Source organism: Streptomyces sp. NPDC049813, assembly GCF_044465085.1.
GTDB lineage: Bacteria > Actinomycetota > Actinomycetes > Streptomycetales > Streptomycetaceae > Streptomyces.
This window is the reverse complement of sequence record NZ_JBITLI010000027.1, coordinates 1-21,440: the sequence shown is the minus strand read 5'-3', so window position 1 is coordinate 21,440 and position 21,440 is coordinate 1. Positions and strand designations below refer to the sequence as shown.

Genomic DNA, 21,440 nt, shown 5'->3' with positions numbered 1-21,440 from the left:
GCACGACCCCAGAAAAGAGCACGAACACCATGAGCGTCAGCGTCGACCCGGACCCTCCCGCGGACGGCACCGCGCGCGCCCGCCGGCTGCGCACCGTCCCGCACCCCCCGCCGCCGGGCGCGATCCTCCCCCGGGACCGGGCCAGGGGCGCGCTCCTCGGCCTCGCCGTCGGCGACGCGCTCGGGGCGCCCGCGGAGAACATGAAGCCCTCCCAGATCCGCGAACGCTGGGGCCGCATCGAGGGCTTCGTCGCCGAGAACCCGGCCGGGACGGACGACACGGAGTACGCGATCTTCTCCGGGCTGCTCCTCGCCGAGCACGGGGCGGCCCTGACCATCGCGGACGTCGAAGCGGCCTGGCACACGTGGATCGCGGACCGGGACGAGGGCCCCTTCAAGGGCGCCGGTTTCAGCGAACGCGGCACCCTGGAGAACCTGCGCCGGGGCCTCGCGGCACCCATCTCGGCGCAGCACCGGCACGCCTGGAGCGACGGCCTGGCGATGCGGGCCGCCCCCTTCGGCGTCTACGCGGCGGGCCGGCCCGCCGAGGCGGCCCGGCTCGTCTCCATCGACGGCACGGTGTCGCACGACGGCGAGGGCATCCTCGGCGGCCGGGCCGTCGCCGCGGGGGTGGCCGCCGCCATGGTCAGCCACAACCCGGACGCCGTGGTCCAGGCGGCGCTCTCCGTGGTCCCCGAGGACTCCTGGACGGCGCGCTCCCTGCACCGCGCGGTGCAGGCGGCGCGCCGGGCCCGCCGCGACCCGGACGCCACGCAGCTGTCGATGGAGCGGGCCGTGCGCAAGGCCGTCGTCATCGGCGGCTATCCGTGGACGGACCTGGCGCCGGAGGCGGTCGGCCTGGCGTTCGGGGCGTTCGCGGTGGCCCGCGGGGAGTTCCGCGAGTCCGTCCTGACGGCCGTCAACATGGGCCGGGACGCGGACACCACGGCGGCGGTGGCCGGGGCGCTCGCCGGGGCGCTGCGCGGGGAGGTCTCGATCCCGCCGCCCTGGTCGACGGCGATCGGCCCGGTCCGCGGCAGCTGCCTGCCCTCCATGGCGGGCCGCCACATCCTGGACGTGGCGGACCGCCTGACCCCGCCCCCGCCGGAAGGAGCGGCGGCGTGACCAGGGCCGGGCACGGGGCGTCTCCCGCCGAGCCCGAGCGCGGCCCCCTGACCGCCTCAGACGCCACCCGCATCACCGCACCACCCGCACCACCGAAAGGCCAGGCCCCCTCATGACCCCAGCCCCGGCGGACACCACGTCTCGGATCGAGGGCCTGCTCCTGGGCATCGCCGCGGGAGACGCGGCCGGCTGGCCCTCCGGGCGCCACCGCGCGGCCCGGCTCCCCGACTGGACCCGGCGCCTGACCCGCGAACTCGACACGTTCGCGGAGCAGAACGCCACGACCACCCTCCCCGTCCCGATCGCCCTGAACCAGCCTCCCGAGCCGCTGCGCCTCGGCCCGTCGGACGACGCCGAGTGGGCGGCCTTCACCGCGCTCGCCGTCCTCGACGCCTACGCGGACGGGCTCGGCGACCTCCCCGCCGACCACCGGGTGCGCTCCGCGCTCGGCCTGGCCTGGAACACGCTCGCCGACGAGATCGCCGCGGCGGCGGCCCGGGCCGACGAGATCGAGTCGGCGCAGATCCCGCTGCGGGCCCGGATCTCCGTCCGGGCGGGCCTCGGCAACCTCGCGGCCGGGCTCCGCCCGCCCGCCACCGGCCACGACAACCCGCACTACTTCGACGACGCCGCCTGCGTCCGCGCGACCGTCCTCGCCGTCGTCCACCCGGGCGATCCCGAACGCGCCGCGGACCTCGCGGAGTTCGACGCCCGGTACACCCAGGACGGCGACGGCGTGCACGGCGCCCGCGCCATGGCGGCGGCCGTCGCGGCGGCCCTCGGCGGCGCGTCGGTGGAGGTGTGCGTGGCGGCGGCGCTCGCCCAGCTGCCCGAGGGCACCGAGATCCACCGCAACGCGCACCGGGCGGTGGAGCTGGGCCGCACCACGGCCGCCGCCCGCCCGGGCCTGCCCGGCAACGCGTTCGCCCTCGTCCCCGTCCTGGAGCACGAGATCGTCGACCACGTCTACAGCTACGGGATCGCGGCGGCGGAGACCGTCCCCGTCGCACTGGCCGTCGCCACCGCCGCGGCGGGCGCCGTCATCGAGGCGGTGCCGACCACCGCCTGCCTGTCCCGGGTCGCGGACTCGGCCCCCGCCCTGGTGGGCGCCCTGACCGGGGCGCTCGGCGGCGCGGAGGCGCTGCCCGGGACGTGGCGCGACGCCTGCCGCACCCTGGCCGGCTGCGCCCTGCCGCGCCTGGCCGGCACCGACCTCACCGAACTGGCGGCGCGCCTGGCCGCGACCCGCACGAGCCCCGCCACCGGTCACCCCGACCCCGCCACCCCGGAAGGAACTTCGGCATGAGCAGCACCCCCACTCCCCCGTCCCTCGAGGACCGCACCACCGGCGCCCTGGTGGGTGCCGCGGTGGGCGACGCGCTCGGCGGCCCGGTCGAGGGCTGGACCCCGCAGGCCATCGCGGAGCGGCACGGCGGCCGGGTGCGCGGCATCGTGGAGCCGTTCTACAAGGACGACTGGAAGACGGCCCGTCCCATCGCCCCGTACCACAAGGGCGACGGCCACGTCACCGACGACACCTTGATGACGCACGCGCTGATCCGCGTCTACGAGAAGGTCCGCGACCACCTGGACGCCTACGCCGTCGCCGACCACCTGGTCCCGGACCTGATCACCACCCCCCGCTGGATCCCGGAGCTGGAGGCGGAGGCGCTGCCCCTGCAGCGCATCTTCCTCGCGGAGAAGTGGATCGTGGCCCGCATCCACTACGGCCACGTCGACCCGCGCGAGGCGGGCGTCGGCAACATCGTCAACTGCGGTGCGGCGATGTACATGGCGCCGGTGGGCGCGGTCAACGCGGGCGACCCGCTGCGCGCCTACCACGAGGCGCTGGACGTCGCGGGCGCCCACCAGAGTTCGTACGGCCGGGAGGCGGCCGGCGTCTTCGCCGCGGCGGTGGCGGCCGCGTACAAGCCCGGCGCGACCCCCCGGTCCGTGGTCGAGGACGCGCTCGCCCTGGCCAAGGACGGCACCCGCGCCGCGATCGAGGCGGTCTGCGAGGTGGCGGCCCGCCACGACGACTTCGAGGCGGCGCTCGCCCCGCTCCGGGAGGCCGTCGCCCCCTTCGACACGGTCGGCCCGGACTACCGCAAGCCCTCGCTCGGCGCCCGCCGCCCCTCCCGGCTGCACGCGATCGAGGAACTCCCGGTGGCGCTCGGCATGCTGCTGGTCGGCGGCGGCGACTTCCGGCACACGGTGCTGGGCTCGGTCAACTACGGCCGGGACTGCGACTCGATCGCCACGATGAGTGGCGCGATCGTCGGCGCCCTGTACGGGGAGAGCGCGGTGCCCGCGGAGTGGAGCGCCGAGATCGCGCGGGCCAGCAGGCTGGACCTGCACGCCCCGGCCGCCGCCCTGTCCCGGGTCACCCGCGAGGTGCACGCGCGGGACCTGGAGCGGCGCCGCGCCCACGAGTCCGCGTTCGCGGCGATCGCGGGCCGGTGAGGGCCGCGATGCTGCGCCTGACGTGGGTCCAGCCCGAGGACCTGGTCGGCCACGAGCTGCGCCAGGCGGAGCAGGACGGCCGGGACGCGGCGGGGGTCGCCCGGCGCTGGGCGGCGGCGGGCGGTCACCCGGCGCCCGAGCGGGCGGGAGCGTCACCGCTCACCGGCGGCCCGGAGCTGCGCGGCCTGGCCGGCGAGCTGCTGGACGAGCTCGCCGCCCTGCCCGCGCCGCGTGCGGCGCAGGAGCCGACCGGGCTGGACGCGATCAGGTCCCGCTGCCCGGACTGGCCGGCGCGGGCCACCCCTGCCCGGCCCGCCGCGCACCGGGCCCTGCACGCCGCCTGGCTGGGCCGGGCCGCCGGATGCCTGCTGGGCAAGCCGGTGGAGAAGCTGCCGCTGGCCGGCATCCGTGCCCTCGCCCGGTCCACCGGCAACTGGCCCCTGGCCGGCTGGTTCACCGAGGTGGGCCTGGACCCGGCGGTCGCCGCGGCCCACCCGTGGAACCGGCGCAGCGCGCCGACCTCGCTCGCCGAGAACATCGACGGCATGCCGGAGGACGACGACCTCAACTACCCGCTGCTGAACCTGCTGCTGCTCCAGCGCCACGGGACCGGGTTCACCACCGGGGACGTGGCGCGGCTCTGGCTGGACGAGCTGCCCGCGGGCCGCACCTTCACCGCCGAGCGGATCGCGTACCGCAACCTGCTGGACGGCATCGAGCCGCCCGCCACCGCCGCGTACCGCAACCCGTTCCGGGAGTGGATCGGCGCGCAGATCCGCGCGGACGTCTTCGGCTGGACCCAGCCGGGCGACCCGGGGCGCGCCGCGGAGCTGGCGCACCGGGACGCGGTGCTCACGCACACCGCGAACGGCGTGTACGGGGCGATGTTCACCGCCGCGCTCCTCGCGGCGGCGGCCGCCGGCCCGACCGACGTCCACCAGGCCCTCCGGACGGGCCTCACCGTCGTGCCCCCGGGCTCGCGCTATGCGGAAGCGGTCCGCCTGGGCATCGAACTGGCCCGCGCCCACCGGGACTTCGACACGGTCGTGGACGAGCTGCACCGTGTCTACGCCGCCACCCACCACTGGGTGCACGTCCTGCCGAACGCGGCGCTGCTGGCGGCCGCGCTCACCCACGCGGACGGTGACTTCGAGGGCTCCGTCTGCCGCGCCGTGGCGGGCGGCTGGGACACGGACTCCAACGGGGCGACGGCCGGTTCGGTCGCCGGCCTGCTCGCGGGGGAGCCCGGCGCGCTCGGCGCGAAGTGGACGGCGCCGCTGAAGAACCGGCTGGCCACGACGGTCGCGGGCTTCGACGGCAGCGGTTTCGACGAACTGGCCGCACTCACGCTGGAGGCGAGCGCATGACGACCCCGCACGACCCGACCCCCCACCCGGCGTCCGAACCGGCCCCCGCCGGGCCGCTCACCGGCCTGCGCGTCCTGGACCTGGCCACGCTCTTCGCGGGCCCGCTCTGCGCCACCATGCTCGGCGACTTCGGCGCCGAGGTGGTCAAGATCGAGCACCCGCGCAGGCCGGACCCGTCGCGGGGCCACGGCCCGGCGAAGGACGGCGTCGGCCTGTGGTGGAAGCACCTGGGGCGCAACAAGAAGAACCTCACTCTCGACCTCTCCTCCCCCGGCGGCCGCAGCGTCCTGCTCAAGCTGGTCGCCGAGTCCGACGTGGTCATCGAGAACTTCCGCCCCGGCACCCTGGAGAAGTGGCACCTCGGCTGGGACGAGCTGAGCGCCGCCAACCCCCGGCTCGTGCTGGCCCGCGTCACCGGCTTCGGCCAGTTCGGCCCCTACGCGCGCCGCCCCGGGTTCGGCACGCTCGCGGAGGCCATGAGCGGCTTCGCGGCGATCACCGGCCAGCCGGACGGGCCGCCCACCCTGCCGCCGTTCGGCCTCGCCGACTCCATCGCCGCGCTCGCCACCTCGTACGCGGTGATGGCGGCGCTGCGCGGCCGGGACTCCACGGGCCGCGGCCAGGTCGTCGACATGGCGATCATCGAGCCGATGCTGGCGATCCTCGGCCCGCAGGCCACCTGGTACGACCAGCTCGGTTACGTCCAGCCACGCACCGGCAACCGCTCCTCGAACAACGCGCCGCGCAACACCTACCGCACCAGCGACGGCAGCTGGGTCGCCGTGTCGACCTCCGCGCAGTCCGTCGCGGAGCGCGTGATGCGGCTGGTGGGCCGGGCGGAGCTGATCGACGAGGAGTGGTTCGCGACGGGTTCCGGCCGGGCCGGGCACGCCGACGAACTCGACGAGGCGGTCGGCGGCTGGATCGCGGCCCACACGCGCGCCGAGGTGGTGGCCGCCTTCGAGCGGGCCGAGGCGGCGATCGCCCCGGTCTACGACGTCCGCGACGTGCTGGCGGACCCGCAGTACGAGGCGCTCGGCACCATCACCGAGCTCCCCGACCCGGAGCTGGGCACGGTCAAGATGCAGAACGTCCTCTTCCGCCTCTCCGAGACGCCGGGCGCCGTCCGGTGGCCGGGCCGCCCGCACGGCGCCGACACCGACGAACTGCTCGGCGGCCTCGGCCTGTCGCAGGCGCAGATCGCCGCGTTGCGCGAGGCTGGTGCGGTATGAGCGGCATGAGCGGGACGCGCCCCGGCGCGGTGTACCTGACCTGGCTGTACGTACCCGGGGACCGGCCCGACGTGGTCGCGAAGGCGCTCGGCTGCGGCGCCGACGTGGTCCTGGTCGACCTGGAGGACGCCGTCGCCCCCGACCGCAAGGCGTACGCCCTGGACGCGACGGCGGAGCTGCTCGCCGACCGGCACCGGGTGCCGGTGCACGTCCGGGTGAACGCGCTGGACGGGCCGCTCGCCGAGCGGGAGGTCCGGCGCCTGGCCCCGCTGCCCGGCCTGGACGCGCTGCGCCTGCCGAAGGTGCGCGCCGCCGCGGAGCTGGACCGGGTCGCCGACTGGGCCCCCGACGTCCCGCCGCTGTACGCCCTGCTGGAGTCCGCGCTCGGCGTCGAGCACGCCTACGGCATCGCCGCCCATCCCGCGGTGCGGGGCATCGCGCTCGGCGAGGCGGACCTGCGGGCCGAGCTGGGCATCACGGACGCGGCGGGTCTTTCGTGGGTGCGCGGCCGGGCGGTGGTGGCGGCCCGCGCCGCCCGTCTGCCGCCCCCGCCGCAGTCCGTCCACCCGGACGTCCGCGACCTGGAGGGGCTGGCCCGCTCGTGCGCCGAGGGCCGGGCGCTCGGCTTCTTCGGGCGCACCGCGATCCACCCGCGCCAGCTGCCGGTGATCGAGGAGGCGTTCCGGCCGACGGCGGAGGAGGTCGCGGCGGCCGAGGAGATCGTCCGGGCGGCGGCCACCGACGCCGGGGCCCTCGCCCTGCCGGACGGGCGGTTCGTGGACGCGGCGGTGGTGGCGGGGGCGCAGCGCACCCTGGCCCTGGCGGGCCGCGGGACGAGCCGGTCCGGCGTGTGAGGACGGGCCCCCTCGGACCTCGTCCGGCGCGGCCCCGCACGCCGGAGGGCGCCGGACCTCGTGGTCCGGCGCCCTCGTTGACGAACCCGCCGCGTCCGCTCAGGCCTTCTTGACCTCGGCGTCGGTGTCGGCGTCCGCGGCGCCATCGGCATCGGCGTCGTCCTTGGCCGCGGTCTTCTCCCCGGCCGCCGTCCCGCTCGCCGTCGCGCTCGGGTCCTCGGCCTCGGTGTCGCGCGCGTCCTCGGTCGCGTCCGCGGTCCCGGCGTCACCCGTGGCGTCGGCCTCGTCCTTGGCGTCGGCCGTCGCCTCGCTCCCGGGGGCCTGCGGCTCGACGATCTCCTCGCGGCCCGGCCGCTTCTTCGAGGACACCACGAGGTAGGCGACGGCCAGCAGGAAGACGAAGATCGCCGTCCAGTTGTTGAGGCGCATCCCCAGGATGTGGTGCGCGTCGTCGACCCGCATGTACTCGATCCAGAACCGGCCGGCGCAGTACGCGGCGACGTACAGCGCGAACGCCCGGCCGTGGCCCAGCTTGAACTTGCGGTCGGCCCAGATGACGAGCAGCGCGACGCCGACGCACCACAGCGACTCGTACAGGAACGTCGGGTGGTAGGTGCCCGGCACCCGGCCGTCCGTGTCCGAGGTGATCTTCAGGGCCCACGGCAGGTCGGTGGCCCGGCCGTACAGCTCCTGGTTGAACCAGTTGCCCCAGCGGCCGATGGCCTGCGCGAGGACGATGCCGGGCGCGAGGGCGTCGGCCCACGCCGGGAGCGGGATGCCACGGCGGCGGCAGCCGATCCAGGCGCCGACCGCGCCGAGCGCGATGGCGCCCCAGATGCCGAGGCCGCCCTCCCAGATCTTGAAGGCGTCCACCCAGTCACGGCCCTCGCTGAAGTACAGCTCGTAGTCCGTGATCACGTGGTAGAGGCGCCCGCCGACCAGGCCGAAGGGCACCGCCCAGACCGCGATGTCGGCGACCGTGCCGGGCTGCCCGCCGCGGGCGATCCAGCGCTTGTTGCCGAGCCAGACGGCCACGAAGACGCCGATGATGATGCAGAACGCGTAGCCGCGCAGCGGGATGGGCCCGAGGTGGACCACGCCCTGCGACGGACTGGGGATGTAGGCAAGTTCCATGGCAGGGTCGACGCTACCGTGCCGGGCCGTGGAGACGTCCGGCAGCCCGGCTACGTCTCCATAACAAGCCCCGCACGGCACCGCGCTACTTGTTGGCGTCCTGCACCGTCTGCTTCAGCTTGGCGGGGGTCATGGTCTGGTCGTCCATGAGGTTCTTGCCGTCGAGCAGCACCGTCGGGGTGCCCTTGTGGCCGGCGTCCTGGAACGCCTTGTAGGACTTGGCGATCCAGCCGTCGTGCTTGCCGTCGTTCACACAGGACTTGAACGAGTCGGTGACGAGTCCGTCGACCTTGCCGGCCAGGTCGATCAGCTTGCCGTTGTCCGAGAAGGTGTCCTCGGTCTCCTTCGGCTGGTTCTCGTACAGCACGTCGTGGTACTCGGTGAACTTCCCCGCGTCCTGCGCGCACGCCGCCGCGTTCCCCGCGCGCAGCGAGCCGCTGCCGCCCATGTTCGAGTCGATGAGCGTGACCGTGTGGTACTCGGCCTTCAGCTGTCCCGCATCGGTCAGCTCATGGATGGTCGAACGGAAGCCGTCCTCGAAGGACTTGCAGGCGGGGCAGCGGAAGTCCTCCCACACCGTGAGCGTCGACTTGGCGCTGTCCTTGCCCACCGGGATGGCCAGACCGTCCTTGCCGGCGGCCCCCTTCGGTGCGGCCGCGGACGTGGAGCCGGAGCTGTCGTCGCCCGAGTTCGCGGCGACCACCCCGATCACGGCGGCCAGCCCGAGCACGCAGACGACGGCGGCGCCCACGATCAACGTGCGGCGGCGCTTCTCCGCGCTTCGCTGCTTCTCTCGCTCCGCGGCCAGCCGGTCCCGGGCCACGCGCTTTCCCTCACGGTTCTTCTCGCTCACACCTGCGCCAACGAACCGGGGAGGCACGAGCGTGCCTCCCCGGTCCACTTCCACCCAGATGGGTGACCTTGCTCGGTGGTGCCCCTTACGCGGTGCCCCGCACGCCCGCCGCGAGTTCACCGGCGAGGGCGCGGACGGCGGCGACGCCCGCGGCCTGGTCGTCCGCGTCGAGCAGCCGCTTCACGAACGCCGAGCCGACGATGACGCCGTCGGCGAAGGCCGCGACCTCCTTGGCCTGCCGGGCGTCGGAGACACCGAGGCCGACGCAGACGGGCAGGTCGGTGGTGGCCTTGGTACGGCGTACGAGGTCCTGGGCCTGGTTGCCGACGGACTCGCGGGTACCGGTGACGCCCATCAGCGAGGCGGCGTAGACGAAGCCCGAACCGGCGGCCGTGATGGTGGCGAGCCGCTCGTCCTTGCTGCTGGGCGCGACGACGAAGACGGTCCCGAGGCCGTGCTTGTCGGCGTGCTCGCGCCAGGTCGCCGACTCCTGCACGGGCAGGTCGGGCAGGATGCAGCCGGCGCCGCCCGCCTCGGCGAGCTCGGCGGTGAACCGCTCGACGCCGTAGCGGTCGATGGGGTTCCAGTACGTCATGACGAGGACCGGCTTGCCGGTGGCCTCGTGGGCCTCGCGGACCGTGCGCATGACGTCCTTGATCTTCAGGCCGCCGCGCAGCGCGATGTCGTCGGCGGTCTGGATGACCGGCCCGTCGAGCACCGGGTCGGAGTGGGGCAGGCCCACCTCCACCACGTCGGCGCCGCCGTCGAAGGCGGCCTTGACGGCCTCGATGCCGCCGTCGACCGTCGGGAACCCGGCGGGCAGGTAGGCGATCAGGGCGGCGCGGCCCTCGTTCCTGGCGGCCGCCAGGGTGTCGGAAAGGAGTTGGATGTTCCCGCTCACTTGGCGTCCCCCTCGATCTCTGCGGTCTGCGCGGCGTCGGCCGCGACCTCGGCGTCGGCACCCTCGTCGTACAGGCCGAAGTAGCGGGCGGCGGTGTCCATGTCCTTGTCGCCGCGGCCCGACAGGTTGACGACGATCAGCCCGTCCGGGCCCAGCTCCTTGCCGACCTCCAGGGCGCCGGCGAGGGCGTGCGCGGACTCGATGGCCGGGATGATGCCCTCGGTGCGCGAGAGCAGGCGCAGTGCCTGCATCGCGGCGTCGTCGGTGACGGCGCGGTACTCGCCGCGCCCGCTGTCCTTGAGGTAGGCGTGCTCGGGGCCGATGCCCGGGTAGTCGAGGCCCGCCGAGATCGAGTACGGCTCGGTGATCTGGCCCTCCTCGTCCTGGAGGACGTAGGAGCGCGAGCCGTGCAGGATGCCGGGTTCGCCCGCGGTCAGGGTCGCCGCGTGCTCACCGGTCTCGATGCCGTGGCCCGCGGGCTCGCAGCCGACGAGGCGGACGCCGGCGTCCGGGATGAAGGCGTGGAAGAGGCCGATGGCGTTCGAGCCGCCGCCGACGCAGGCGATCGCGGCGTCGGGCAGCCGGCCCGCGCGCTCCAGGATCTGGCGGCGGGCCTCGACGCCGATGACGCGGTGGAAGTCGCGGACCATGGCCGGGAAGGGGTGCGGGCCCGCGACGGTGCCGAAGAGGTAGTGCGTGCGGTCGACGTTGGCGACCCAGTCGCGGAACGCCTCGTTGATGGCGTCCTTGAGGGTGCGGCTGCCGGACTTCACGGCGATGACCTCGGCGCCGAGCATGCGCATGCGGGCCACGTTCAGGGCCTGGCGCTGGGTGTCGATCTCGCCCATGTAGATGGTGCATTCGAGGCCGAAGAGCGCGCAGGCGGTGGCCGTCGCGACGCCGTGCTGGCCCGCGCCGGTCTCGGCGATGACGCGGGTCTTGCCCATGCGCTTGGTGAGCAGCGCCTGGCCCAGCACGTTGTTGATCTTGTGGGAGCCGGTGTGGTTCAGGTCCTCGCGCTTGAGGAAGACGCGGGCGCCGCCGGCGTGCTCGGCGAACCGGGGCACCTCGGTCAGGCTGCTGGGGCGGCCGGTGTAGTGGACCATCAGGTCGTCGAGCTCGCGGGCGAACTCGGGGTCGTTCTTGGCCTTGTCGTACTCGACGGCGACCTCGTCCACGGCGGCGACCAGCGCCTCCGGGATGAACGTGCCGCCGAACGCGCCGAAGTACCCCTCGGCGCTGGGGACCTGACCCTCCGGGTCGGGGTGGAAGTACTCGCTGGGCATGCCTTTACCTCGCGTGGCGTGACTGGGTGATCATGGGACACGATCAACCCCGCCAGGGGCGCGGGGAACTGCGCGAGCAACCCCCCGCCGGGGTGAGGACGGCTACGCGCCGTTGATGGCAGACGATTCGTCCGACTGTCGCGACGTCGTGGCTCGTCGCGCAGTTCCCCGCGCCCCTAGCGGGGCGCCGGCCATCGCATGCCGTTGACCTGGCCCGGCTCGTCGCCGATGACATACCGCACCCGGCGGCCCCGCACGCGCCGCGCAGGCGCCCGGCAGCCGCGCGGGCGGCAGCCGGGTGCCAGGCGGGCGGCGATGCGCATCGTGCGGGTCAGCCCCGTCCGTGGCGGAGGGCCGGGTGCGCGCCGGCGGCGACCAGGTCGGAGACGGCCGAGCGCGGGTCGCGGCCGGTCACCAGGGACTCGCCCACGAGGACGGCGTCCGCCCCCGCGTTCGCGTACGCGATCAGGTCGTGCGGGCCGCGCACGCCGGACTCGGCCACCTTGACGATGTGGTCCGGGATGTCCGGGGCGACGCGCTCGAAGGTGCCCCGGTCGACCGTGAGGTCCTTGAGGTTGCGGGTGTTGATGCCGATGATCTTCGCCCCGGCGTCGACGGCCCGCTCCACCTCGTCCTCGTCGTGCGCCTCGACGAGCGGGGTGAGACCGATGGACTCGGCCCGCTCGATCAGGGACTCCAGGGCGGGCTGGTCGAGCGCGGCGACGATCAGCAGGGCCAGGTCGGCTCCGTAAGCGCGGGCCTCCCACAGCTGGTAGGAGGTGACGATGAAGTCCTTGCGCAGGACCGGGATGTCGACCTTGGCGCGGACCGCTTCGAGGTCGGCGAGGGAGCCGCCGAAGCGCCGCTGTTCGGTGAGGACGGAGATGACGGCGGCGCCGCCCGCCTCGTAGTCGGCGGCGAGGGCGGCCGGGTCGGCGATCGCGGCGAGCGCGCCCTTGGAGGGGCTGGACCGCTTGACCTCACAGATGACCTTGACACCGTCGCCGCGCAGGGCGGCGACCCCGTCCTTGGCCGCGGGAGCCTGCGCCGCGCGCTCCTTGAGCTCGTCGAGGCTGACGCGCGCCTGCCGTTCCGCGAGGTCGGCACGGACTCCGTCGATGATCTCGTCGAGCACACTCACGCGAGCGGACTTCCTTTCTTGCGATTCGGTTCACAGAGCAACCGAGTGGTCACTGCGATGGTATCCGCAGGAGGCCGAAGCCCCTGCATCCGGTTGTTCGTGGTCCCACTACCTGGACAGATGGTGCTGATCAAGGGTGTAGGAAGCCACCGAGCGGCAGGTTCCGGACAACGGTGAAGGCCAGCACCACGGCGCCCAGCGTCCACAGGTGGACACGGCCCAGGGAGAGGCCGAACGGGCGACCCCGTACCGCCCGGCCGGCCCAGACGGCCCACACCACGGCGAAGAGCGCGTATCCGGCCACCGCGAGGGCGTTGGCGCCCAGGGCGGCCCCGAGGTCGCCGTGGACGAGCGCGTGGGCGCTGCGCAGGCCGCCGCAGCCAGGGCAGTAGACGCCGGTGGCGCTGAGCAGCGGGCAGGCGGGGTAGTGCCCCGTCTCGTTCGGGTCGACCGCGCCGACGTAGGCGAAGGCGGCGGCGACCCCGGCGAGGATCCCCAGCGGGACCGCGGCGCGGCGCAGCGGTCCTGCGGGGGCGGTGCGGGTCGTCTCGGCGGTCACCCCGGAATTCTCCCCCGGTGCGACGCGCTCCGCCCCTCAGGAACCGCCGGTTTCCCGAGCGAACGGCGCGAGACGCGACAGGGGCGGTACGGCGGGAGACGCGACAGGGGCGGTACGGCCTTCGCGCCGTCCCGCCCCTGTTCGTACGCCGTACCGGAGGTGTCAGGCCTCCGAGCCCGCGGCGTGCCCGGACTTGGCCGGCAGCACCAGCTCGGCGCGCTTGGGCTTGCCCAGGCCCGCCATGCTCATCACACCGCCCACGATCGGGGCGATGACCAGCAGCGCCATGCCGACCCAGAAGCCGACGGGCTTCACCATCACCATGAAGGCGCCCGCGACGATGAACCCGATGAAGGCGATGATGACACCGGTCCAGGCGGCCGGGGTGTGTCCGTGGCTGCTGTCCGCCATGGCTTGCTCCTCGTTGCTTATGGCCTGTGCGGCAGCGCCCGCTCCCCGCCGGGGACGACGGGTCCTGCCGCGAATACGTCGTGCGGTTCCATTGTCCCGTACCTGCGCGTACGGGACGAACGCGGGGTCAGGCCGTGCCCGTCGGGTCCTCGCCGCGGTCGAGGGCCTTCCACAGTTCCTCGGGGCGGTCGGGGTCGACCGGCTTCGTCCGGCGGGCGCGCGGAGAGCCGTCGCGCTCGTAGCGGCCGCCCATGGAGGGCCAGGCGGCGCCGTAGACGACGGCGAGGATCCCGGCGATCAGCAGGAGGGCGCCGCCGGCGGCCGCCACGTAGGGCCAGGCGGTGTGGCTGAGGGCGTCGACGGTGGAGTTCGTCGTGCCGGCCGCCTCTGCGGCCTTCTCGTCGAGCGCGGAGCGGTCGTCGGCGCCGAGCACGGCGGCGGCGACGGCACCCGCGCCGCTGAGCGCGAGCAGCGCGGCGACCAGGACGCGGCCCGCGCGGCGCACCGCGAACACGGCGACGAGGGCGGCGAGTCCCACGATGGCGAGGGAGGCCGGGACGCCCGTGACGTCGCTCCCCCGGGCGGTCAGCGGCAGCTTGCCGCCGGCGACGGCGGCGACGCCCGAGCACCACTCCTGCCGGGAGGCGAGCAGCGCGACCGCGGCGCCCGCGGCACCGAAGAGCAGGGCGACGCCCAGACTGCGCCGGCCGTATCTGCTCGGCCCGGCGGTGTCGGGAGCTTCGGTTCGGGGGTGCGGTACGGCAGTCACGTACTCCACTATCGCCTGTCCGCACAGGTGTGTGTGCGCCGGGGGCGCGAGGCGTGGGTCACTTCACACCGGGACCGGCGGCGCCGAGCCGGTTCGCGGTGTGGACGGCGCGCAGCACGGCGGCGGCCTTGTTGCGGCACTCGGTGTCCTCGGCGACGGGGTCCGAGTCGGCGACGACCCCCGCGCCCGCCTGCACGTACGCGGTGCCGTCGCGCAGCAGCGCGGTACGGATCGCGATGGCGGTGTCGGAGTCGCCGGCGAAGTCCAGGTAGCCGACGCAGCCGCCGTACAGGCCGCGCCGGGACGGCTCCAGTTCGTCGATGATCTGCATCGCGCGGGGCTTGGGGGCGCCGGAGAGGGTGCCGGCCGGGAAGCAGGCGGTGAGCACGTCGAAGGCGGTCCGGTCGCCGGTGACCCGGCCGGTGACGGTCGAGACGATGTGCATGACGTGCGAGTACCGCTCGATGGACATGAAGTCGACGACCTCGACGGAGCCGGGTTCGCAGACCCGGCCCAGGTCGTTGCGGCCGAGGTCGACGAGCATGAGGTGCTCGGCGCGCTCCTTGGGGTCGGCGAGCAGCTCGTCGGCGAGCGCCTGGTCGGCCTGCGGGGTGGCGCCGCGCGGCCGGGTGCCGGCGATGGGGTGGACCATGGCGCGGCCGTCCTCGACCTTGACCAGGGCCTCCGGGGACGAGCCGACGACGTCGAACCCGTCGAAGCGGAAGAGGTACATGTACGGCGACGGGTTGGTGGCCCGCAGTACGCGGTAGACGTCCAACGCACTGGCCGTGCACGGGGTTTCGAACCGCTGGGAGGGAACGACCTGGAAGGCCTCGCCCGCCCGGATCCGCTCCTTGATGTCCTCGACGGCCTCCTGGTACTGCTCGCCGCCCCACAGCGCGGTGAAGTCGGGCAGCTCGGAGGGGGGCAGGGCGGCCGGGGCGGTGTGCGCCGGCTCGGCGAGGTCGGCCTCCATGGCGTCGAGCCGGGCCACGGCGTCGGCGTAGGCCTCGTCGACACCGGTGTCGAGGTCGTTGTGGTTGATGGCGTTGGCGATCAGCAGGACGGAGCCGTCCCAGTGGTCGAGCACGGCGAGGTCGCTGGTGAGCAGCATCGTCAGCTCGGGCAGGTTCAGGTCGTCCCGGTCGCCGGGGCCGATCTTCTCCAGGCGGCGCACGATGTCGTAGCCGAGGTAGCCGACCATGCCGCCGGTGAACGGCGGCAGGCCTTCGTAGCGCGGGGTGTGCAGGGCCTCGATGGTGGCGCGCAGCGCGGCGAGCGGATCGCCGTCGACGGGGACGCCGACCGGCGGGGTGCCCAGCCAGTGGGCCTGGCCGTCGCGGGAGGTCAGCGTGCCGGCGGAGTGCACGCCGACGAAGGAGTAACGGGACCAGGAGCGCCCGTTCTCCGCGGACTCCAGGAGGAACGTGCCGGGCCGCTCGGCGGCGAGCTTGCGATAGAGGCCGACGGGCGTGTCACCGTCCGCGAGGAGCTTGCGGCTGACGGGGATCACTCGGCGGTCGGTCGCGAGCTTGCGGAAGGTCTCGAGATCCATGGGAGGAGCTTAGATCTTAGAGGGCCGGGGCCGTGACCGGCAGCGGGTCGGCGTCGAAGCAGGTCCTGGCGCCGGTGTGGCAGGCGGCGCCGACCTGGTCGACCTTGACGAGGAGCGTGTCGGCGTCGCAGTCGAGCGCGACGGACTTCACGTGCTGGACGTGGCCCGAGGTGTCGCCCTTGACCCAGTACTCGCGGCGGCTGCGCGACCAGTACGTGCAGCGGCCCGTGGTCAGGGTGCGGTGCAGCGCCTCGTCGTCCATCCAGCCGAGCATCAGCACCTCGCCGGTGTCGTACTGCTGGGCGATGGCGGGGACCAGGCCGTCGGCGCTGCGCTTGAGGCGGGCGGCGACGGCCGGGTCGAGGTCACTGGGCGGGGGCGTGCTGCTCATGAGGCCATTGTGCCGCGCCCGGATCGCGATCCGGGCGGGAGTCCACTGTCCGGACGGTGCGGGCGGCCGTAGGCTTGCGGGCATGTCGACCCATGCCAAGCGTGAACGACTTCTCCTCGCCGATCTGTTGGAGGCGGCGGGCCCGGAGGCCCCCACTCTGTGCGAGGGCTGGACCGCCCGGGACCTGGCGGCGCACGTCGTGGTGCGCGAGCGCCGCCCCGACGCCGCCGGCGGCACCCTCGTCAAGCAGCTCGCCGCCCGCCTGGAGCGGGTGCAGGGCGAGTTCGCGGAGAAGCCCTACGAAGAACTGATCCAGCTGATCCGGACGGGGCCGCCACGGTTCTCGCCGTTCGCCCTCAAGCAGCTCGACGAGGCGGCGAACGTGGTCGAGTTCTACATCCACGCCGAGGACGTGCGCCGTGCGCAGGCGGACTGGTCGCCGCGCGAGCTCGACCCGGTCTTCAACGAGGTGCTGTGGTCGCGCCTGGAGCGGATGGCCCGGGTGATGGGCCGCAAGGCGCCCGTCGGCCTGGTGCTGCGCCGCCCCGACGGCCGGACGGCGGTCGCCCACCGCGGCACGCCGGTGGTGACGGTCACCGGTGAGCCCTCGGAGCTGCTGATGTACGCCTTCGGCCGCCAGGCCGCCGCGGACGTGGAGCTGGACGGGGAGAAGACGGCCATCACCCAGCTGAGCGAGACCAAGGCGCTCGGCCTGTAGAGGGCGCGGTGCCGCGCGGCTCCCCGCGGGGTCTCAGCCCCGCGGGCGCAGCCGGTACGCGGTCAGGGCCAGGGCCAGTTCCACCAGGTCGGCGGGGCGGGTCAGGCTGCGTCCGGTGAGCTGTTCGCAGCGGCGCAGCCGGTTGAGGACCGTGTTGCGGTGACAGTAGAGGCGGGCGGCGGCGCGCTGCGCGGAGCCGTCGCAGTCCAGCCAGGCGGTCAGGGTGTCGAGCAGCAGCGCCCCGTCGGCGGGCGGCAGCGCGCGCAGCGGCCCGAGCACCCGGTCGGCGAGGAGGCCGCCGAGTGCGGGGGCGCCCGCCACGAGGGCGGCGGGCAGTTCGTCGTCGAGCAGGACGGTACCGCCGTCCGGCGGGCAGATGCGCAGCGCGGTCCCGGCGAGGCGCAGGGCGCTGCCGACACCGGCGAGGCCCTCGACGGCGGAGCTGATGCCGACGCGCAGCCCGGCCGCGCGGTCGGCCCGCGCGCGCCAGTGGGCGGCGAGCCCCCGTACGTCGCACTCGCCCAGGGCGACGATGCCGCGCTCGGCGTCGGGGCCCGGGTGCCACACCGCGCGGGTCCCGGCGGGAGCGGGCCCGGCGCCCCGGCCGCCGGCGACCAGGACCACCGCGTAGCGGCCGCGCTCGGGCAGGCCGAGCGCGGCGGCGGCGTCGGGCAGGTCGGCGATGCGGGTGGTGCCGTCGAGGAGGGCGGCGGCCATCAGGCGGCGCCGGTTCTCGCGGCGCCAGGTCAGTTCGTGCTCGGCCCGGTGGTAGGCCTCGGCGACGCAGGCGCAGTGGTCGTCGACGTACTCGCGCACGTCGGCGGCGAGGTGGACGAGCAGGTGGGCGTCGCGGGGGTGGTGCCGGGTCACCTCGTCGACGAGGGCCTGCCAGATCAGCGCGCCGCCGAGCCGGAAGGCGGCCAGCAGGGCGTGGAGCGGCAGGCCGCGGGCCGCGCGCTCGGCGCCGATCCGCGCGGAGCAGGCGCGGGCGGCCTCGCGGGAGCGGCCCGGGTCGAGCAGTGAGCCGACGCTGTGCCGCAGCGAGCGCTGTATCTCGCGCCGGATGTCGCCGGGGTCGGCGTCGATGGCGGCGCGGTAGGCGGGTTCCGTGGCGTGCAGGTCCGCCATGAGCCGGTCGGTGAGTGCGGGGAGCCGGCTCATGAGGGGCAGCGCGGCGCGGCGCAGCACGGCGACCGCGTCGGACCCGGCGGGGGCGGCTGCGGTCCGGGTGCGGGGGCGGGGACGTACGAGGTGCGCGGGCATCACGGTCACGGTCCTCCTCGGCTCGGCTCGTGCCGGGGCGTGCCGGAGCCGCCCTGGGCCCGCAGAATGACATACCGTCTGGTCGGTCTCCAGCCCTCAGGGGATAACGACACCGTGCTGCGCACAAACCGTGATGTGGGCCCGGTGGCGACAGGAAGTCCGGGCACGCGGCGCCGGGTGCGGTCAGGAACGGGCCGCCGGGTGCTCCGCCCGGTCGACCAGGCGGGCCAGTTCGACGCGGGAGCGGACGCCGAGCTGCGCGAAGACGTTGCGCAGGTGGTGGTCGACGGTGCGCGGGCTCACCGACAGGCGTGAGGCCACCTCGCGGTTGGTGGCGCCCTCGGCGACGCAGTGCGCGATCCGCAGCTGTTGCGGCGTCAGTTCGGCCAGCCGGCCCGGGGGTTCCTCGTGGCCGGGGGCGTCTCCGGTGGCGCGCAGTTCGGCGGCCGTACGGGCGGCCCAGACCGTGGCGCCGCACCGCTCGAACGCGACCAGGGCGTCGCGCAGCAGGATCCGGGCGCGGGCCGGGCGGCGGGCGCGGCGGAGCCATTCGCCGTGCAGCTCGGCGGTGCGGGCCCGTTCGAAGTCGCCGCCGCTGCGCTCGTGCCAGGCCAGCGCCTCGGTGAACCGGGCCTCCGCGCGGACCGGGTCACCGGCGGCCAACAGCGCCTGACAGCGGGCGAGTTGACCCTCGGCCTGCCGGTCGTAACCGCGCTCGGCCCAGACCGTGAACTCCGCGACGGCCGCCCGGGCCCCCGCCAGGTCCCCGGCCGCCACCGCCGCCTCCACGAAACAGGGCACGGCGAGCATCCGGACGGCGAAGTGCCCGCGGCGCGGCCCTGGCCGCACGAGCGGCCCGAGCCGGGCCGCCGCCTCGGCCGCGCGGCCCCGGGCCAGATCGGCCCTGGCCAGGGCCCACTGGGCGAGGGTGGCGGCCTGGACGAGGCCGTGCCGGGCGGCGATGTCCTGCGCGGCGCCCGCGTGCCGGGCGACGGTGACGGCATCGCTGTCGAGGGAGGCGACCAGGGCGAGGATCGCGTGCTGGTGGGCGAGGACGTTGCGCTGCCCGGTCAGGCGGGCGGCCCGCAGCCCTTCCTCGGCGTGGGCCCGGGCGCGGGCGTGCCGTCCGGCGCGCAGCTCGCCGTAGGCGAGCAGTTCCAGGGCGCGGGGCACCTCCGGCCCCGCGTCGAGGGCGCGGGCCGCGGCCAGGGCCAGGCTGCCCAGCCGGCAGGCGGCCTCCACGTCCCCGGCGACCAGTGCGGCGGCGCCGGCCCGCAGCAGGGCGTCCGGATCGCCGGCGTCGGCCGCTTCCGCGACGAACCGGCGCAAGGCCGCCCGGCCCGCCGCGTAGCGTTCGTCGAGGGCGGCGGCCATCGCGAGCCCGTAGGAGCGGGCGGTGACGGCTTCCGCCCGTGGCTCCCCGGCCATGCCGCGGTAGGCCTCCGCGTCGCCGAGCGCCCAGGCGGCCTCCGCGGCGGCGAGCCGGGCCTCCCCCGTCCGGCCACGGGGGCGCAGCCGGGCGGCCAGCAGCAGCGAGGCGCGGGCGTCGGCGACGGGGCCGTCCCGCAGCGCGAGCAGGCCGCGCACCAGCGCGGCGCTCCCCCGCACCTCGTCCTGGCAGGTCAGCAGGGCGGCCCGGGCGAGCAGGTCGCGGGCGCGGTGCGGGCGGCCCGCGAGCCGGGCCTGGTCGGCGGCGGCGACCAGCCGCTCCGCCCGGACGCCCGGCTCGGCGGCGAGGGCCGCCGCGTGGGTGAGGGCGGTGGCCCGCTCGCCGCGCGTGGGGCCCGGCAGCCGGGCCGCGGCGGCCAGGGCGTCGCCCGCCGCGCGGTCCGGGTACGGCGCCGCGAGCGCCCGGTGCAGCAGCTCCGCCGTCCGGCGCCGCTCCCCCGCGGCGGCCTCGGCCAGCAGCAGGTGGGCGGCTCTGCGGTGCGCGGGCCGCGCCGCCTCGTACACGGCGCGGCGGCCGGGCAGCCGCAGCCGGCCGTCCGGGCCCCGTTCGAGCCCGGCGCGCTCGGCGGCGTCCAGGGCCTGGGCGCCGAGCCCGGCGGCCGCGGCGGCCCGCAGCACGAGGCCGCCGTCCACGCGCGGCCCCTCGGGGTCGCTCTCGTAGGCGGCCGCGGTCAGCAACAGGACACGTCTGGCGCTCACTTACGTCACCGTACGGACGAACCGCCGCACGCGCGACGCCGGTTGGGAGGGGACCCAACCGGCGCCGGTCGACTCTGTGCCCCCGCACAGCGCGTCGGCACCCGCGCCGCGCCGGAGCACGTACGGCCTCGGAACGTCAGGACGTGTGCGGGCAGTTGCCGCGGTACTCGGCGATCGTCAGGCTCGCCGAGGGCAGCGGGCACAGGAACTGCTCGTAGCGGGTGTCGTTGTCGATGAACCGCTTCAGCCACGAGATGCTGTACTTCGCGATCGTGGTGTTGGAGGAGTTCGGAGTGAAGTGCGTGGCGCCGCGCAGCTCCAGGTACGCCTTGTCGAGCGAGCTGGGCAGGTTCCGGTAGAACGGCTCGGAGTGGGTGGCCACCGGCGCGATGGTGTCGCCGTCCGCGCCCACGACCAGCGTGGGCGTCCTGACCTCGGGCCAGGTCGTGTCGAGGTTCCAGCCGGTGAGCGGGATCGCCGCCTGCAGCGAGGGCCTGCTCTTGGCGGCTTCCAGGGTGCCGCCGCCGCCCATCGAGTGCCCCATGACGCCGAGCCTGCTGGTGTCGATGCGGGTGCGCACCGAGCTTCTCTCCGTCAGGTAGTCGAGCGCGGACAGGAGTTGGCGGCCCCGGCTGTCGGGCTGGTCGAGCGTCGTGTTCGTGTCGATGGTGAAGACGACGAACCCCTGCGAGGCCAGGCGCGGGCCCAGCCAGGCGATGGACGACTGGTACGCGGTGAAGCCCGGGGAGATCGCGATGGCGCCGAACGTGCCGTCGGACGTGGACGACGGGTAGTAGATCGTGCCGCCGCCGAACCCGGTGACGCTCAGCGAGGACACGGAGGTCTGCGAGACGGAGTACGGGCCGCGCAGCGCCTCGATGCTGGAGGTGGTGGGGGCGGGGCCGCGCTCGTAGGGGTTGTCGGCGGCCTGTGCGGTGACGGCCTGGGAGGTGGCCAGGCCGCCCAGGGCCAGCAGGGTGGCAAGTCCCGTACGGATCATGCGGGTGCGCATCTTCTGCACGATGCGGTCCTCTCGGGGGGAGGGTGGCTCCCGTCCCGGGGGGCCACCGTGGTCTCGGACTGCGACCACGGTGGGGGGTGAGCGGTGAGCTGTGCATCGGCGAAACCACCGGCCCCGGGATGTCGGGGGCGCCGCGCCCCCGGCGTCCCGTCCGGCCGCGGCCCCGGTGGGGGTTGAGCGCGCCGTTCCCCGCGCCCCTGAAAGGCGCACTGCGTGCGCCCCATTCGTCTGCCGCCCCGGTGGGGGCTGG

The 21,440-nt window shown here is 75.1% G+C and carries 21 protein-coding genes; 7 read left to right on the top strand and 14 right to left on the bottom strand.

What is annotated here, in order from left to right; translation table 11 throughout:
• Window positions 1-29 precede the first annotated feature (29 nt).
• The 6 genes from ACIBW6_RS34295 to ACIBW6_RS34270 all read left to right on the top strand — a co-directional run bounded on the left by ACIBW6_RS34295 (window position 30) and on the right by ACIBW6_RS34270 (window position 7,040).
• On the top strand, window positions 30-1,124 hold the full coding sequence (locus ACIBW6_RS34295) for an ADP-ribosylglycohydrolase family protein (protein ID WP_399066748.1): 1,095 nt from the start codon (window positions 30-32) through the stop codon (window positions 1,122-1,124).
• 112 nt (window positions 1,125-1,236) lie between these two features.
• Window positions 1,237-2,430 (top strand): ADP-ribosylglycohydrolase family protein, encoded by a 1,194-nt coding sequence (locus tag ACIBW6_RS34290; protein WP_399066747.1) that lies wholly within the window; start codon window positions 1,237-1,239, stop codon window positions 2,428-2,430.
• Window positions 2,427-3,587 carry an ADP-ribosylglycohydrolase family protein gene (locus ACIBW6_RS34285; protein WP_399066746.1) on the top strand — a complete coding sequence of 387 codons (1,161 nt, stop codon included), beginning with the start codon at window positions 2,427-2,429 and terminating at the stop codon, window positions 3,585-3,587. The genes ACIBW6_RS34290 and ACIBW6_RS34285 overlap by 4 nt, the downstream gene beginning before the upstream one ends.
• A gap of 8 nt (window positions 3,588-3,595) precedes the next feature.
• Window positions 3,596-4,954: an ADP-ribosylglycohydrolase family protein gene (locus tag ACIBW6_RS34280; protein WP_399066744.1), complete on the top strand. Its 1,359-nt coding sequence runs from the start codon at window positions 3,596-3,598 to the stop codon at window positions 4,952-4,954.
• The gene (locus tag ACIBW6_RS34275; RefSeq protein ID WP_399066741.1) at window positions 4,951-6,186 is read left to right on the top strand and encodes a CaiB/BaiF CoA transferase family protein; all 1,236 of its coding nucleotides are present in this window, start codon (window positions 4,951-4,953) and stop codon (window positions 6,184-6,186) included. Before ACIBW6_RS34280 ends, ACIBW6_RS34275 begins: the two co-directional genes overlap by 4 nt.
• Complete coding sequence (locus ACIBW6_RS34270) at window positions 6,183-7,040, top strand: HpcH/HpaI aldolase/citrate lyase family protein (protein WP_399066739.1); 858 nt, start codon at window positions 6,183-6,185, stop codon at window positions 7,038-7,040. Before ACIBW6_RS34275 ends, ACIBW6_RS34270 begins: the two co-directional genes overlap by 4 nt.
• A 99-nt stretch (window positions 7,041-7,139) precedes the next feature.
• Here the strand turns inward: ACIBW6_RS34270 and lgt are convergent, their stop codons facing one another.
• The 11 genes from lgt to hisI all read right to left on the bottom strand — a co-directional run bounded on the left by lgt (window position 7,140) and on the right by hisI (window position 16,040).
• Complete coding sequence (lgt, locus tag ACIBW6_RS34265) at window positions 7,140-8,174, bottom strand: prolipoprotein diacylglyceryl transferase (protein ID WP_399066737.1); 1,035 nt, start codon at window positions 8,172-8,174, stop codon at window positions 7,140-7,142.
• An 85-nt stretch (window positions 8,175-8,259) separates the two neighbouring features.
• Window positions 8,260-9,027 (bottom strand): DsbA family protein, encoded by a 768-nt coding sequence (locus ACIBW6_RS34260; protein ID WP_399066736.1) that lies wholly within the window; start codon window positions 9,025-9,027, stop codon window positions 8,260-8,262.
• Between the two features lie 85 nt (window positions 9,028-9,112).
• Window positions 9,113-9,928, bottom strand: coding sequence for a tryptophan synthase subunit alpha (gene trpA, locus ACIBW6_RS34255; protein WP_399066734.1), 816 nt, complete (start codon window positions 9,926-9,928; stop codon window positions 9,113-9,115).
• Window positions 9,925-11,214: a tryptophan synthase subunit beta gene (gene trpB, locus ACIBW6_RS34250; RefSeq protein WP_399066731.1), complete on the bottom strand. Its 1,290-nt coding sequence runs from the start codon at window positions 11,212-11,214 to the stop codon at window positions 9,925-9,927. Before trpB ends, trpA begins: the two co-directional genes overlap by 4 nt.
• 176 nt (window positions 11,215-11,390) lie before the next feature.
• Window positions 11,391-11,537 carry a tryptophan biosynthesis modulator TrpM gene (gene trpM, locus ACIBW6_RS34245; protein WP_399066729.1) on the bottom strand — a complete coding sequence of 49 codons (147 nt, stop codon included), beginning with the start codon at window positions 11,535-11,537 and terminating at the stop codon, window positions 11,391-11,393.
• Between the two features lie 8 nt (window positions 11,538-11,545).
• The gene (gene trpC, locus ACIBW6_RS34240; protein ID WP_399066727.1) at window positions 11,546-12,355 is read right to left on the bottom strand and encodes an indole-3-glycerol phosphate synthase TrpC; all 810 of its coding nucleotides are present in this window, start codon (window positions 12,353-12,355) and stop codon (window positions 11,546-11,548) included.
• A gap of 130 nt (window positions 12,356-12,485) precedes the next feature.
• The gene (locus tag ACIBW6_RS34235) at window positions 12,486-12,914 is read right to left on the bottom strand and encodes a DUF2752 domain-containing protein (RefSeq protein WP_399066724.1); all 429 of its coding nucleotides are present in this window, start codon (window positions 12,912-12,914) and stop codon (window positions 12,486-12,488) included.
• A gap of 162 nt (window positions 12,915-13,076) precedes the next feature.
• Window positions 13,077-13,325 carry an HGxxPAAW family protein gene (locus ACIBW6_RS34230; protein ID WP_399066722.1) on the bottom strand — a complete coding sequence of 83 codons (249 nt, stop codon included), beginning with the start codon at window positions 13,323-13,325 and terminating at the stop codon, window positions 13,077-13,079.
• 127 nt (window positions 13,326-13,452) lie between these two features.
• Complete coding sequence (locus tag ACIBW6_RS34225; RefSeq protein ID WP_399066720.1) at window positions 13,453-14,103, bottom strand: TIGR02234 family membrane protein; 651 nt, start codon at window positions 14,101-14,103, stop codon at window positions 13,453-13,455.
• Window positions 14,104-14,152: 49 nt separating this feature from the next.
• Window positions 14,153-15,649 carry an anthranilate synthase component I gene (locus ACIBW6_RS34220; protein WP_399066718.1) on the bottom strand — a complete coding sequence of 499 codons (1,497 nt, stop codon included), beginning with the start codon at window positions 15,647-15,649 and terminating at the stop codon, window positions 14,153-14,155.
• A 16-nt stretch (window positions 15,650-15,665) separates the two neighbouring features.
• Window positions 15,666-16,040, bottom strand: coding sequence for a phosphoribosyl-AMP cyclohydrolase (gene hisI, locus ACIBW6_RS34215; protein ID WP_399066716.1), 375 nt, complete (start codon window positions 16,038-16,040; stop codon window positions 15,666-15,668).
• Between the two features lie 82 nt (window positions 16,041-16,122).
• On the opposite strand from hisI, the gene ACIBW6_RS34210 reads away from it, so the two are divergent.
• Window positions 16,123-16,758, top strand: a complete 636-nt coding sequence (locus ACIBW6_RS34210) for a TIGR03085 family metal-binding protein (protein ID WP_399066714.1) — start codon at window positions 16,123-16,125, stop codon at window positions 16,756-16,758.
• Between the two features lie 33 nt (window positions 16,759-16,791).
• Here ACIBW6_RS34210 and ACIBW6_RS34205 read toward each other — a convergent pair whose 3' ends face one another.
• The 3 genes from ACIBW6_RS34205 to ACIBW6_RS34195 all read right to left on the bottom strand — a co-directional run bounded on the left by ACIBW6_RS34205 (window position 16,792) and on the right by ACIBW6_RS34195 (window position 21,181).
• On the bottom strand, window positions 16,792-18,021 hold the full coding sequence (locus ACIBW6_RS34205; protein ID WP_399066777.1) for a PucR family transcriptional regulator: 1,230 nt from the start codon (window positions 18,019-18,021) through the stop codon (window positions 16,792-16,794).
• 183 nt (window positions 18,022-18,204) lie between these two features.
• On the bottom strand, window positions 18,205-20,169 hold the full coding sequence (locus tag ACIBW6_RS34200) for a LuxR C-terminal-related transcriptional regulator (protein ID WP_399066712.1): 1,965 nt from the start codon (window positions 20,167-20,169) through the stop codon (window positions 18,205-18,207).
• Window positions 20,170-20,305: 136 nt separating this feature from the next.
• Complete coding sequence (locus tag ACIBW6_RS34195; RefSeq protein ID WP_399066710.1) at window positions 20,306-21,181, bottom strand: alpha/beta hydrolase family protein; 876 nt, start codon at window positions 21,179-21,181, stop codon at window positions 20,306-20,308.
• Window positions 21,182-21,440 lie beyond the last annotated feature (259 nt).